The sequence below is a fragment of the Klebsiella sp. ME-303 genome (genome assembly GCF_007910085.1).
Lineage (GTDB): Bacteria > Pseudomonadota > Gammaproteobacteria > Enterobacterales > Enterobacteriaceae > Klebsiella > Klebsiella michiganensis.
Window position 1 is genome coordinate 1 of the sequence record NZ_VOJB01000038.1, and the last position, 11,055, is coordinate 11,055.

General features: G+C 51.5%; 16 protein-coding genes. 6 read left to right on the forward strand and 10 right to left on the reverse strand.

From position 1 onward, the window contains the following. Nucleotides 1-350 precede the first annotated feature (350 nt). Nucleotides 351-905 carry a gamma carbonic anhydrase family protein gene (locus FQK12_RS00620; RefSeq protein WP_014227026.1) on the forward strand — a complete coding sequence of 185 codons (555 nt, stop codon included), beginning with the start codon at nucleotides 351-353 and terminating at the stop codon, nucleotides 903-905. Here FQK12_RS00620 and FQK12_RS00625 read toward each other — a convergent pair. From FQK12_RS00625 to dprA, 6 genes are read right to left on the reverse strand one after another with little or no spacing between them, the layout of a single operon-like run. Beyond that, nucleotides 881-1,138 carry a DUF1488 domain-containing protein gene (locus tag FQK12_RS00625; RefSeq protein ID WP_014227027.1) on the reverse strand — a complete coding sequence of 86 codons (258 nt, stop codon included), beginning with the start codon at nucleotides 1,136-1,138 and terminating at the stop codon, nucleotides 881-883. The two genes, FQK12_RS00620 and FQK12_RS00625, sit on opposite strands and share 25 nt — an antisense overlap. Then, nucleotides 1,135-1,953, reverse strand: coding sequence for a shikimate dehydrogenase (gene aroE, locus FQK12_RS00630; RefSeq protein WP_014227028.1), 819 nt, complete (start codon nucleotides 1,951-1,953; stop codon nucleotides 1,135-1,137). Before aroE ends, FQK12_RS00625 begins: the two co-directional genes overlap by 4 nt. 3 nt (nucleotides 1,954-1,956) lie before the next feature. Continuing rightward, complete coding sequence (gene tsaC / locus FQK12_RS00635) at nucleotides 1,957-2,529, reverse strand: L-threonylcarbamoyladenylate synthase type 1 TsaC (protein ID WP_004854739.1); 573 nt, start codon at nucleotides 2,527-2,529, stop codon at nucleotides 1,957-1,959. 4 nt (nucleotides 2,530-2,533) lie between these two features. Beyond that, nucleotides 2,534-3,076 carry a type I DNA topoisomerase gene (locus FQK12_RS00640; RefSeq protein WP_014227029.1) on the reverse strand — a complete coding sequence of 181 codons (543 nt, stop codon included), beginning with the start codon at nucleotides 3,074-3,076 and terminating at the stop codon, nucleotides 2,534-2,536. A 27-nt stretch (nucleotides 3,077-3,103) separates the two neighbouring features. Then, nucleotides 3,104-3,577 (reverse strand): DUF494 family protein Smg, encoded by a 474-nt coding sequence (smg, locus tag FQK12_RS00645; protein ID WP_014227030.1) that lies wholly within the window; start codon nucleotides 3,575-3,577, stop codon nucleotides 3,104-3,106. Further along, complete coding sequence (gene dprA, locus FQK12_RS00650; RefSeq protein WP_014227031.1) at nucleotides 3,549-4,673, reverse strand: DNA-protecting protein DprA; 1,125 nt, start codon at nucleotides 4,671-4,673, stop codon at nucleotides 3,549-3,551. The genes smg and dprA overlap by 29 nt, the downstream gene beginning before the upstream one ends. Nucleotides 4,674-4,802: 129 nt before the next feature. On the opposite strand from dprA, the gene def reads away from it, so the two are divergent. The 5 genes from def to mscL all read left to right on the forward strand — a co-directional run bounded on the left by def (nucleotide 4,803) and on the right by mscL (nucleotide 9,567). Next, nucleotides 4,803-5,312, forward strand: a complete 510-nt coding sequence (def, locus tag FQK12_RS00655; protein WP_004854751.1) for a peptide deformylase — start codon at nucleotides 4,803-4,805, stop codon at nucleotides 5,310-5,312. Between the two features lie 14 nt (nucleotides 5,313-5,326). After that, nucleotides 5,327-6,274, forward strand: coding sequence for a methionyl-tRNA formyltransferase (fmt, locus tag FQK12_RS00660; RefSeq protein WP_014227032.1), 948 nt, complete (start codon nucleotides 5,327-5,329; stop codon nucleotides 6,272-6,274). A gap of 51 nt (nucleotides 6,275-6,325) precedes the next feature. Further along, entirely contained in the window at nucleotides 6,326-7,615 is a 1,290-nt protein-coding gene (rsmB, locus tag FQK12_RS00665; RefSeq protein WP_014227033.1) for a 16S rRNA (cytosine(967)-C(5))-methyltransferase RsmB, read from the forward strand. Between the two features lie 21 nt (nucleotides 7,616-7,636). Beyond that, on the forward strand, nucleotides 7,637-9,013 hold the full coding sequence (trkA, locus tag FQK12_RS00670) for a Trk system potassium transporter TrkA (protein WP_004125888.1): 1,377 nt from the start codon (nucleotides 7,637-7,639) through the stop codon (nucleotides 9,011-9,013). A gap of 140 nt (nucleotides 9,014-9,153) precedes the next feature. Continuing rightward, the gene (gene mscL, locus FQK12_RS00675; RefSeq protein ID WP_004106310.1) at nucleotides 9,154-9,567 is read left to right on the forward strand and encodes a large-conductance mechanosensitive channel protein MscL; all 414 of its coding nucleotides are present in this window, start codon (nucleotides 9,154-9,156) and stop codon (nucleotides 9,565-9,567) included. Here the strand turns inward: mscL and FQK12_RS00680 are convergent. From FQK12_RS00680 to rplQ, 4 genes are all read right to left on the reverse strand, one after another. Continuing rightward, the gene (locus FQK12_RS00680; protein ID WP_014227034.1) at nucleotides 9,542-9,781 is read right to left on the reverse strand and encodes an alternative ribosome-rescue factor A; all 240 of its coding nucleotides are present in this window, start codon (nucleotides 9,779-9,781) and stop codon (nucleotides 9,542-9,544) included. The two genes, mscL and FQK12_RS00680, sit on opposite strands and share 26 nt — an antisense overlap. 58 nt (nucleotides 9,782-9,839) lie before the next feature. Continuing rightward, a complete protein-coding gene (zntR, locus tag FQK12_RS00685; RefSeq protein WP_014227035.1) occupies nucleotides 9,840-10,265 on the reverse strand; it encodes a Zn(2+)-responsive transcriptional regulator in 426 nt (141 codons plus the stop codon). Nucleotides 10,266-10,267: 2 nt separating this feature from the next. Next, the gene (locus FQK12_RS00690) at nucleotides 10,268-10,636 is read right to left on the reverse strand and encodes a DUF1992 domain-containing protein (protein WP_014227036.1); all 369 of its coding nucleotides are present in this window, start codon (nucleotides 10,634-10,636) and stop codon (nucleotides 10,268-10,270) included. A 107-nt stretch (nucleotides 10,637-10,743) separates the two neighbouring features. After that, nucleotides 10,744-11,055: 50S ribosomal protein L17 (rplQ, locus tag FQK12_RS00695; RefSeq protein WP_146295640.1), on the reverse strand; the 312-nt coding region annotated here is incomplete at its 5' end.

Genomic DNA, 11,055 nt, shown 5'->3' on the forward strand with positions numbered 1-11,055 from the left:
GTCTGATAAATTGTTAAAGAGCAGTGCAACGCGGCTTTCGCTCACCGTTGCGAGGTGGCGTATATTACGCTTTCCTCTTTCAGAGTCAACCCGTTATTTCAGGATTTTTTCTCTTCAACCGACCGGGTTGTTTGTGAAGTGATTCACATCTGCCGTGTCAGTGGGAGCGCATTATAGGGATCCCATTTTTTTGCACAAGCCTTTTTTCGATCTTTTTTTCCAAATGATGGTTTTTCAGCCGCTTCGCGGCGTTCTTGCTCAATCCGCTCAATTTTTACCACAATAAGGGGTTGCAGACGGCCAGAAAAGCAACCAAAGTCTCTGCACTCCCTTCTTTTATTGAGGTAACCATGACCACCAGCTTGCGTCGTTATAAAGATTTATTCCCTAAAACGGGCCTACGCGTGATGATCGACAGCAGCAGCGTGGTGATCGGCGATGTCAGAATAGCTGACGATGTCAGTATCTGGCCTCTGGTCGCCATTCGCGGTGATGTGAACTATGTGGAAATAGGCGCCCGCACTAACATTCAGGACGGTAGCGTCTTACATGTCACGCATAAGTCTTCATCTAATCCACAGGGCAATCCACTTATCATTGGCGAGGATGTTACCGTCGGCCATAAGGTGATGCTACACGGCTGCACTATTGGTAACCGGGTCCTGGTCGGTATGGGTTCGATTTTGTTGGATGGCGTGATTGTTGAAGACGATATAATGATTGGGGCTGGCAGTCTGGTGCCTCAGAACAAACGTCTCAAGAGTGGCTATCTTTACTTTGGTAACCCGGTAAAACAGATACGCCCCCTGACAGAGGCGGAAATTGCCGGGCTACAATATTCAGCGAACAACTATGTAAAGTGGAAAGGTGATTACCTGGCTCAGGAAAACCAGATCCAACCTTGAGCATCTTCTTGCTGGTCGAGAATGAGATCCTGGGCTTCATCTTCCAGATCCCAGCGATGTTCACGAAAAGCGGCCAGCCATTGCGCCGGCTCTTCACCGCCAAAACGCTTCTTGAGCACCGTAAGCGTTAAGGCGCAGGTAAGCTGCATGCCGTTAACTAATGCAGGAAAAGCGATACATTGACGCGCTTCATCCCATACCTCTCTGTCTGGAAACTGAATTGCCTGGTTCATGCATTCAGTTCCTTCTGCAAAGCCGCAATGACTGGCGTAATTTCTGGCAGAACGCCGTGCCACAACAGCACCGCATGAGCAGCCTGCGCCACCAGCATTCCCAACCCATCAGCGCATTTTGTCGCACCGTGTTGCTGGCATAAGGATAAAAATGGCGTACTACCTTTCTGGTAAAACATGTCATAACAACAGACATGGGGATTTATTAAGGTAACAGGGATCGCGGGAACACCGCCGTCAATACCGCTGGATGTCGCATTAATAATGAGATCAAATTCCTGACCGCCTAATGCTTCTATATCCAAAGCGCGGACGCTGCCGGTATGAGCAAAAAGCGTAGCCAGTTCATGGGCGCGAGAATAGGTACGATTAACAATAGTCACGGCACAATCCAGCGACAGGAGAGGAAGCAAAACGCCGCGTGAAGCCCCACCTGCGCCAATAAGCAATACCCGGAATCCTGGTTTAATAAAACCCAGCCGTTCCAGATCGCTCAGTAGTCCAATACCATCGGTATTGTCCCCCAGCAGGCGGCCATCCTCCAACCGTTTAAGCGTATTGACCGCACCGGCCAGCGCTGCGCGTTCGGTTAGCTCATCTGCTCGCGCGAAGGCCTCTTCTTTAAAAGGCACGGTGACGTTCGCTCCCTTACCGCCTTCATTAAAGAAGGTATCGAGCGTCGTAACGAAATCATCGAGCGGAGCCAGGATACGGCCATAGGGATGCGTAATTTGCAACTGCTGAGCAAAAAGCCGATGAATTGATGGCGACTTGCTATGGGCAATAGGGTGTCCGAAGACGGCATAAGTTTCCATGAGTTACCCCTGGCGGAAGAGTTCGCCCGTCAAGGCATCACGTATTTCAGATGGGTTTTGACGCCCTCCCGTAGCCCCGTCAACGACCGGGAAATCAGCGCCAAACTGCGCATAAACTTCTGCCGTCGTGCGGCAAGGAGGCTGGCCAGACAAATTTGCGCTGGTTGAAACCAGCGGTTTTCCGTAAGCATTACACAGTTCGACCACCAGCGGATGATCCGTGACTCGCACAGCCAGTGAATTGAAGCGCCCCGTCAACCAACGCGGCGTTGAAGCGCAAGCGGGGAAGACAAATGTCACAGGCCCTGGCCAGCAAGAAAAAATCGTCTCCAGCTGCTCATCGCTAAGTTGCGTATCGTCAATATAGGGTTTGAGTTGCTCGAAGTTCGCCGCAATCAGGATCAGCCCCTTTTCAACGGGACGCTGTTTAAGTGCAAGCAGGCTCATGACGGCCTTTTCGCTATCGGGATCGCAACCGACGCCAAAAACGGCTTCTGTTGGATAGGCGATGACATGTTCATTATTCAGAAGCGCCACAGCACGTACGATGGCTTCTGAGGGCAGGTTATTATTCACAGATTTATTCCGCCGGTATCGGCTTTCCACATTGTTTGCTGGCACAGAAGCGTTTAACGCCCTGCGCCGTTTTCTTTTCGATTAGCAACGGGTAATGACACTCTGGACACTCGCCCGCCACTGGCCTGAAGTTTATGACGAACTGGCAATCGGGGTAACGATCGCAGGAATGGAAGTTTTTTCCAAAACGTGAGCGGCGCTGAACCAAATGCCCTTGCCCGCACTGTGGGCAGGCAATTGCGGTTTCATCCGGCTTATCGATAAGTTCAGTATGTTCGCAATCTGGATAGCTGCTACAACCGATAAACATACCAAAACGCCCCTGGCGTAGTACCAGCACTGCGCCGCAAGACGGGCACGTTTGCCCCTCCAGAACTTTGACAATATGTCCGTCCGCCTGATTTTTCAGGGGCCGGACATAGTCACAGTCAGGATAATGCGAGCAGCCGAGAAAAGGCCCGTGTTTCCCGGAGCGTATTACCAGTTCAGCCCCACACTGCGGGCAGGGTTCGTTTTTACGCACCGAGAACAGCGCTGTTTTGGTCATAACAATTCTAATGTCGCAGCAAAAAAGTTAGTGCAGCATACCTTCATTTACTTCAAAGAGTAATTCTTCCATTTGCTGGTAGGCATTTTCGCAACCGGGAATATTGAACAGCACCATCAGGATCACCCATTTGAGATCTTCCAGATCGAACTCTGCCGTATCCAGCGCCAGTACACGCTCAATCACCATTTCCCGTGTTTCGAGGTTCAACACCTGAATTTGCTCAAGGAATAATAAGAATCCCCGGCAGCTTGCATCAAGACGCTGGCACTCGTCGTCGGTGTAGACTCGTAACGAGAGTGGGTCAGAAGCAAGCTGCATTGGCGCAACAAGCCCCTCCTGGTAATCAGCCAGTTTCTCCAGCCACATCAGGGCGTTATAGATATCTTCTCGTTCAAAACCGGCATCGGTCAGATCCCGAGTCAGCTTGTCCTGATCCACGCGCATTTCTGCTTCGTTATGGATGTAAGTTTCAAACAGATACATCAGTACGTCGAACATGGCTTGCCCTCCTTAATCGGACATAGCCGCCGGGTACAGCTGCGATCCAGCCTGCTAACTCCAGTTCTAGTAGCTGGGCTACGGTTACTGGCACAGATTGGCCGGCACGTTCAGCGACAACGTCAACAGGTGTTACCTCATCTCCTACGTTAGCCAGGAGCTCTGGAAATGGCAATGCTACAGAAGGCCGATTACCGCAATTATTTGCGTCATCTGGTTCAGGAAGAACATATGGCAGCTCATCCCGCCAGTATTCGACGATGTCTTCCGGGGCTGTCACGGGAATCGCGCCCTGCTTGATAAGCCAGTGGGGACCTTCTGAACCCGGGCTGCCAATCGGCCCTGGCAGGGCAAACACATCCCTTCCCTGCTCCAGAGCATAACGAACCGTCACTAATGAGCCGCTTTTCAGGGCCGCCTCAATAACCAACACGCCGGCACTTAGCCCGCTGATAATCCGGTTACGGCGAGGAAAGTTGCCCGGCAGGGGCGGGGTAAACAGCGGAAACTCCGAAATGATGGCGCCGCAGCTGTTTGTAATCTGCTCCGCTAGCGCCTGATGACGGCGAGGATAGATCTCTCTTAAGCCATTCCCTAAAACAGCAACCGTTTTACCTTTCCCTTCCAGCGCACCACGATGAGCAATTCCATCAATGCCAAGGGCCAGGCCGCTCGTGATCGTAATACCATAACGTGCTAAAGCTTCGCTAAAGAGTTTCCCCCAACGAGCGCCATACCATGAATGCGCCCGGCTCCCAATGACGGACAGCTGCCGGCTGCTCAGTAGCGCAGGGTCTCCACATACTAAAAGAGCGCAAGGAAAGTCGACAATCGCCCGCAGCTGGGGTGGGTAAAGCGGATCTTCGGCAGTCAGTAGATAGCAATTTGGTCGCTCCAGCCATTGCAGCGTGGCATCTATCTCGCATTGGTTAACGCTGAGGAAATGCTTCGATTGCGCCAGACTCAAGCCACAGGCTCGCAAATCTTCTCGACCTAACGTCGCAGATGCACATAGCTGACGGGCGGCACTGATAGCACTCTCGCCATACAGGCTGCTCACCCTCATCAAACGTAACCAAATTTCCCTGGGCGTCATCCCTATCCCCCTGCCACAAGCGACTTTAACAATCTTTGCGATTGGACAGCGAGACTGTCAATTGCAGGGGGTTTTGTCTAGAATAGAGGTAATAATCTTTCCAACTCCTGAACACAACTCTGGATAACTATGTCAGTTTTGCAAGTGTTACATATTCCGGACGAGCGCCTTCGCAAAGTCGCAAAGCCGGTAGAAGAAGTAAATGCAGAAATTCAGCGTATCGTCGATGATATGTTCGAGACGATGTATGCTGAAGAAGGTATCGGTCTGGCCGCAACGCAGGTGGATATTCACCAGCGTATTATTGTTATTGATGTATCAGAAAATCGTGAAGAGCAGCTGGTATTAATTAACCCTGAGCTGCTGGAAAAAAGCGGAGAAACAGGCATTGAAGAGGGCTGCCTCTCTATTCCTGAACAGCGTGCTTTAGTGCCGCGTGCAGAAAAAGTGAAAATCCGCGCGCTCGATCGCGAAGGCAAACCTTTTGAGCTTGAAGCCGACGGTCTGCTGGCCATCTGCATTCAGCACGAGATGGATCACCTCGTCGGTAAGCTGTTCATCGATTACCTGTCACCGCTCAAGCAACAACGCATTCGTCAAAAAGTTGAGAAACTTGATCGTCTGAATGCTCGAGCTTAAGGACGAGAATAAACGTGTCAGACTCACTACGTATTATTTTTGCCGGCACCCCTGACTTTGCAGCACGTCATCTCGACGCGCTGCTGTCCTCTGGACACAACGTGGTTGGCGTCTTCACCCAACCGGACCGTCCGGCAGGTCGTGGTAAAAAACTCATGCCCAGCCCGGTGAAAGTTCTTGCTGAAGAAAAAGGCATACCGGTATTCCAGCCAGCTTCACTACGTCCGCAGGAAAATCAGCAGCTCGTCTCCGATCTGCGTGCAGACGTCATGGTCGTCGTAGCCTATGGGCTCCTTCTACCAAAAGCCGTGCTGGATATGCCGCGCCTGGGCTGCATTAACGTTCACGGTTCGTTGCTTCCGCGCTGGCGCGGCGCGGCGCCCATTCAGCGTTCGCTGTGGGCTGGCGATACCGAGACCGGTGTCACCATCATGCAGATGGATGTCGGCCTCGATACGGGTGATATGCTGTATAAACTTGCGTGCCCAATCACGGCCGAAGACACCAGCGGAACGCTGTACGACAAGCTGGCTAAACTGGGGCCGCAGGGGCTGATCGACACCCTTAAGCAGCTTGCTGCAGGTACCGCGAAACCGGTTGTACAGGATGAAGCGCTGGTTACCCATGCGCAAAAACTCAGCAAAGAAGAAGCGCGTATCGACTGGTCTCTTCCAGCCGCTCAGTTAGAACGCTGCATTCGCGCCTTTAACCCGTGGCCAATGAGCTGGATAGAAATTGATGGCCAGCCGGTAAAAGTCTGGCAGGCGTCGGTTATCGATGTGGCCACAACAGCCGAACCGGGGACCATCATTGAAGCGACAAAACAGGGGATTCAGGTGGCGACCAGCGACGGCGTGCTGAATTTACTCTCGCTACAGCCTGCCGGGAAAAAAGCAATGAGTGCTCAGGATCTATTAAACTCGCGGCGGGAATGGTTCGCTCCTGGCAACCGTCTGGTCTGACGCGCCCTTCTTAATACGCCCGGTGTTGCCGGGCATTTTTATTTTGTGCTTATGAAAAAACAACTCAATTTACGCAGCCTGGCAGCGCAGGCCGTTGAACAGGTTCTCGAACAAGGGCAATCCCTGAGCAACGTTCTGCCCCCGCTGCAACAAAAAGTATCCGATAAAGACAAAGCGCTGCTTCAGGAACTCTGCTTTGGCGTGCTACGTACCCTTTCCCAGTTAGATTGGCTGATCGGCAAGCTCATGTCCCGGCCGATGACGGGTAAACAGCGTGTTGTGCACTACCTCATTATGGTGGGCATTTACCAACTGCTGTACACACGGATTCCTCCTCATGCTGCATTGGCGGAAACGGTTGAAGGCGCAGTAGCAATTAAGCGCCCGCAGCTCAAAGGGTTGATTAACGGCGTATTGCGCCAGTTTCAGCGCCAGCAGGAAGAACTGTTATCTGAATTTTCTCGTAGCGAAATTCGCTTTTTACATCCGTCCTGGTTGTTGAAACGTCTGCAGAAAGCCTATCCAGCACAGTGGGAAGCGATCGTGGAAGCGAACAACCAGCGCCCGCCAATGTGGTTGCGCGTAAACCGTGTCCACCATCCGCGCGATAGCTGGCTGGCACTGCTGGAAGAGGCGGGAATGAAAGGTTTTACTCATCCTGCTTACCCTGACGCTGTGCGCATGGAAACACCGGTGCCGGTCCACGCATTGCCGGGGTTTGAAGAGGGTTGGGTTACGGTTCAGGATGCCTCCGCTCAGGGCTGCATCACATTTCTTGATCCAAAAAACGGCGAGCAAATTCTGGATCTGTGCGCGGCACCGGGGGGTAAAACCACACATATTCTCGAAGCGGCGCCCGAAGCACAGGTGCTGGCCGTCGATGTTGATGAGCAGCGACTCTCCCGCGTCTATGACAACCTGAAGCGTCTGGGCATGAAGGCCACCGTTAAACAAGGTGATGGCCGTTATCCAGCCCAATGGTGTGGAGAGCAGCAGTTCGATCGTATTCTGCTGGACGCCCCCTGTTCCGCCACCGGCGTCATTCGCCGTCATCCGGATATCAAGTGGCTGCGCCGGGATCGTGATATCGCGGAACTGGCCCAGCTGCAGTCTGAAATTCTGGATGCCGTATGGCCGCATTTGAAAACCGGCGGGACTCTGGTTTACGCAACGTGTTCGGTATTGCCGGAAGAGAACAGCCAGCAAATTAAAGCCTTCCTGCAGCGTACTGCGGATGCGGTTCTCAGCGAAACCGGCAGCGCAGATTTGCCGGGCCAGCAAAATTTGCCAGGTGCTGAAGAAGGTGACGGCTTCTTTTACGCTAAGCTAATCAAAAAGTAATGAGATAACGAGTCGCGACTGATGAAAATTATCATATTGGGCGCAGGGCAGGTCGGCGGAACTCTGGCAGAAAACCTTGTCGGAGAGAACAACGATATTACGCTGGTAGACACGAATGGCGACCGCCTTCGCAGTCTTCAGGACAAATTTGATCTCAGAGTGGTTCAGGGCCACGGCTCGCATCCACGCGTGCTGCGTGAGGCGGGTGCGGATGACGCCGATATGCTGGTCGCAGTGACCAGCTCAGATGAAACGAATATGGTGGCCTGCCAGGTCGCCTATTCGCTGTTTAATACGCCAAACCGTATTGCTCGCATCCGCTCCCCGGATTATGTGCGTGATGCCGATAAACTTTTCCACTCAGAAGCGGTTCCTATTGACCACCTCATCGCGCCAGAGCAGCTGGTCATTGACAGCATTCACCGCCTGATTGAGTATCCAGGCGCGCTGCAGGTTGTCAATTTTGCCGAAGGAAAAGTAAGCCTCGCAGTCGTTAAAGCCTATTATGGCGGTCCTTTAGTGGGAAACGCACTTTCAACTATGCGCGAACATATGCCGCATATTGACACACGCGTAGCCGCTATCTTCCGCCACGATCGCCCCATCAGGCCACAAGGTTCAACCATTGTTGAAGCCGGTGATGAAGTGTTTTTCATCGCCGCTTCGCAGCATATTCGCGCCGTCATGAGCGAACTTCAGCGCCTCGAAAAGCCGTATAAGCGCATCATGCTGGTTGGCGGCGGAAACATTGGCGCCGGGCTCGCTCATAAGCTGGAGAAAGATTACAGCGTCAAACTGATTGAACGTAATCAGCAGCGTGCCGCAGAGCTTGCGGAAAAGCTGCAAAATACGATCGTCTTCTACGGCGATGCTTCAGATCAAGAATTGCTGGCTGAGGAACATATCGATCAAGTCGATCTTTTCATTGCCGTCACCAACGATGACGAAGCCAATATTATGTCAGCCATGCTGGCAAAGCGCATGGGGGCCAAAAAGGTGATGGTACTGATCCAGCGCCGTGCCTACGTCGATCTTGTCCAGGGGAGCGTGATCGACATTGCAATATCACCGCAGCAGGCAACCATCTCTGCGTTGCTCAGCCATGTGCGTAAAGCCGATATTGTCGGCGTTTCCTCCCTACGCCGCGGTGTCGCAGAGGCTATTGAAGCTGTCGCGCACGGAGATGAAAGTACTTCACGGGTGGTTGGACGCGCTATCGATGAGATTAAGCTTCCCCCCGGAACAATTATTGGCGCCGTTGTACGCGGTAATGATGTCATGATAGCGAATAACAATCTGCGTATTGAGCAAGGGGATCATGTCGTTATGTTCTTGACTGACAAAAAATTCATCTCAGACGTCGAAAGACTATTCCAGCCAAGTCCTTTCTTTTTGTAGTTCGCAGGCGTCGACAAGACGCCTTTCTTTTATCCCTTGTATATCAAAGGATAATATTTTTCTGCAATTATTTCGTGGTAATGGAAAATAGTAATACATTTGTTAAACTTATCAGTGTCAGCTGGCTCAAGGAGAATAAAATGAGTTTTTTAAAAGAATTTCGCGAATTTGCGATGCGCGGGAATGTGGTTGATTTGGCAGTCGGTGTCATCATTGGCGCAGCATTTGGTAAAATCGTATCGTCGTTAGTTGCCGATATTATTATGCCGCCGCTAGGCTTACTCATTGGCGGAATCGACTTTAAACAGTTTGCCGTGACGCTACGGGATGCCCAGGGTGACATCCCGGCGGTCGTCATGCATTACGGCGTATTCATTCAGAACGTGTTCGATTTTATTATCGTGGCGTTTGCTATTTTTATGGCAATCAAACTGATGAATAAACTGAACAGGAAAAAGGAAGAGGCCCCGGCAGCACCACCGGCGCCAACCAAAGAAGAAGTCCTGCTTAGCGAAATTCGTGACCTGCTTAAAGAACAAAACAATCGTTCTTAAGAAGCCTTAAAAGCAGAAGGCCAGTGGTAAAAAAGTCATTTACTTTCTTGCCACTGGCCTCCCGACCATTCTGTCCTGCATGTTTTTCTTTTCTTTGATAGCTGCCTTTCCCTTTCTTGTTCTTTTCAACTCGCTGCCTGAATAACGGGTCATGAAGTAGTGCCTCAAGGGCGTTATCTTTTATTTGCCCTTTAGTATGCTGATAGCGGCTCATAAGCTCTCCAGATATGTAAAAGAAATCGGCGTGAGTGTAGACGCGTCTGATGAAAAAATCAACGTGCTGGATTATGACTGCTGGCGCCCTGCTCCAGTGCTTCAAGAATTGAGCAATAGACGCTGCTGTGCGCTGTGCCGCAGCATGCATCATTGAGGCGCTGCAAAGAACGACGCATGGCTTGTAACTCTTTAATCCGGGATTCCACTTCACTTAAACGAGCCTGCACAATGCCTTTAGATTCCTGACAGGTATGATGTTCCGGATCGATGCGGATCGAGAGAAGTTCGCGGATCGATTCCAGCGTAAAACCAAGCTGCCTGGCATAGCGAATAAAACGCAGCCTCTGTAGATCGTTATCCGAATAGAGACGAAAGCCACCTTCAGTGCGTACGTTATGATCCATCATCTGCTGTTTTTCATAATAGCGGATGGTATCGGGAGTAACGTCAGCTAATTTAGCCAGTTCACCTATGCGGTACATAATTACTCCTCATTAATCTTTTGCAGCAACTTATCAGCGTAATCCCCACGCAGAAAGTCAGTGTTCAAGCCCGCCTGCCGCAGCTTTAACTCAAGCAGCGCCAGACGACGGCTCAGCTCAGCATAGCGGGGATCGCTCTCCTGAACGCCTTTAAGTAAGTCATTGAGCATCACGGCTTCTTTACGATGTTCAAGTTCGGGAGGTAAACAACCCGAATTCTTGAGTAATCGATAGCCTGCGCGTAGCTCAGGCGGCACATGCGAGTCATCGTCCAGAGTCAGTGGCTCCCCACTTCCCGGCAGGTTATCAAACTCACCTTTGTGCTGTGCATCAAGAATATGGCGTTCTGCCCACTGATCCAGTAACCACATCATAAGGCTCCGGGGATGAACAAAAATAATGCAGATATTGTAAACAAGCAGGAATAGGGTGGATATAAAAAAACCCGCCGGAGCGGGTTTTTTTACGTTACTACAGATTACTCTGCAGCAGCTTCTGCTTTCGATTCAGAGCGATCAACCAGCTCGATGTATGCCATCGGCGCGTTGTCGCCTGCACGGAAGCCACACTTCAGAATACGAGTGTAACCACCGGCGCGGCTCGCGAAACGCGGGCCCAGCTCGTTAAACAGTTTTGCCACGATCTCGTTATCACGAGTACGGGCGAATGCCAGACGACGATTAGCAACGCTATCAGTCTTGGCAAGAGTAATCAGCGGCTCAACTACGCGACGCAGTTCTTTCGCTTTCGGCAGGGTCGTCTTGATGATTTCATGACGAACCAGCGAACC

Excerpts from the sequence above, each read along its gene's own strand:
- zntR (WP_014227035.1), bottom strand. The coding sequence starts at position 10,265 with ATGTACCGCATAGGTGAACTGGCTAAATTAGCTGACGTTACTCCCGAT.
- rsmB (WP_014227033.1), top strand. The coding sequence starts at position 6,326 with ATGAAAAAACAACTCAATTTACGCAGCCTGGCAGCGCAGGCCGTTGAA.
- def (WP_004854751.1), top strand. The coding sequence starts at position 4,803 with ATGTCAGTTTTGCAAGTGTTACATATTCCGGACGAGCGCCTTCGCAAA.
- smg (WP_014227030.1), bottom strand. The coding sequence starts at position 3,577 with ATGTTCGACGTACTGATGTATCTGTTTGAAACTTACATCCATAACGAA.
- aroE (WP_014227028.1), bottom strand. The coding sequence starts at position 1,953 with ATGGAAACTTATGCCGTCTTCGGACACCCTATTGCCCATAGCAAGTCG.
- mscL (WP_004106310.1), top strand. The coding sequence starts at position 9,154 with ATGAGTTTTTTAAAAGAATTTCGCGAATTTGCGATGCGCGGGAATGTG.
- FQK12_RS00680 (WP_014227034.1), bottom strand. The coding sequence starts at position 9,781 with ATGAGCCGCTATCAGCATACTAAAGGGCAAATAAAAGATAACGCCCTT.
- trkA (WP_004125888.1), top strand. The coding sequence starts at position 7,637 with ATGAAAATTATCATATTGGGCGCAGGGCAGGTCGGCGGAACTCTGGCA.
- FQK12_RS00640 (WP_014227029.1), bottom strand. The coding sequence starts at position 3,076 with ATGACCAAAACAGCGCTGTTCTCGGTGCGTAAAAACGAACCCTGCCCG.
- FQK12_RS00625 (WP_014227027.1), bottom strand. The coding sequence starts at position 1,138 with ATGAACCAGGCAATTCAGTTTCCAGACAGAGAGGTATGGGATGAAGCG.
- FQK12_RS00690 (WP_014227036.1), bottom strand. The coding sequence starts at position 10,636 with ATGTGGTTACTGGATCAGTGGGCAGAACGCCATATTCTTGATGCACAG.
- FQK12_RS00620 (WP_014227026.1), top strand. The coding sequence starts at position 351 with ATGACCACCAGCTTGCGTCGTTATAAAGATTTATTCCCTAAAACGGGC.
- dprA (WP_014227031.1), bottom strand. The coding sequence starts at position 4,673 with ATGACGCCCAGGGAAATTTGGTTACGTTTGATGAGGGTGAGCAGCCTG.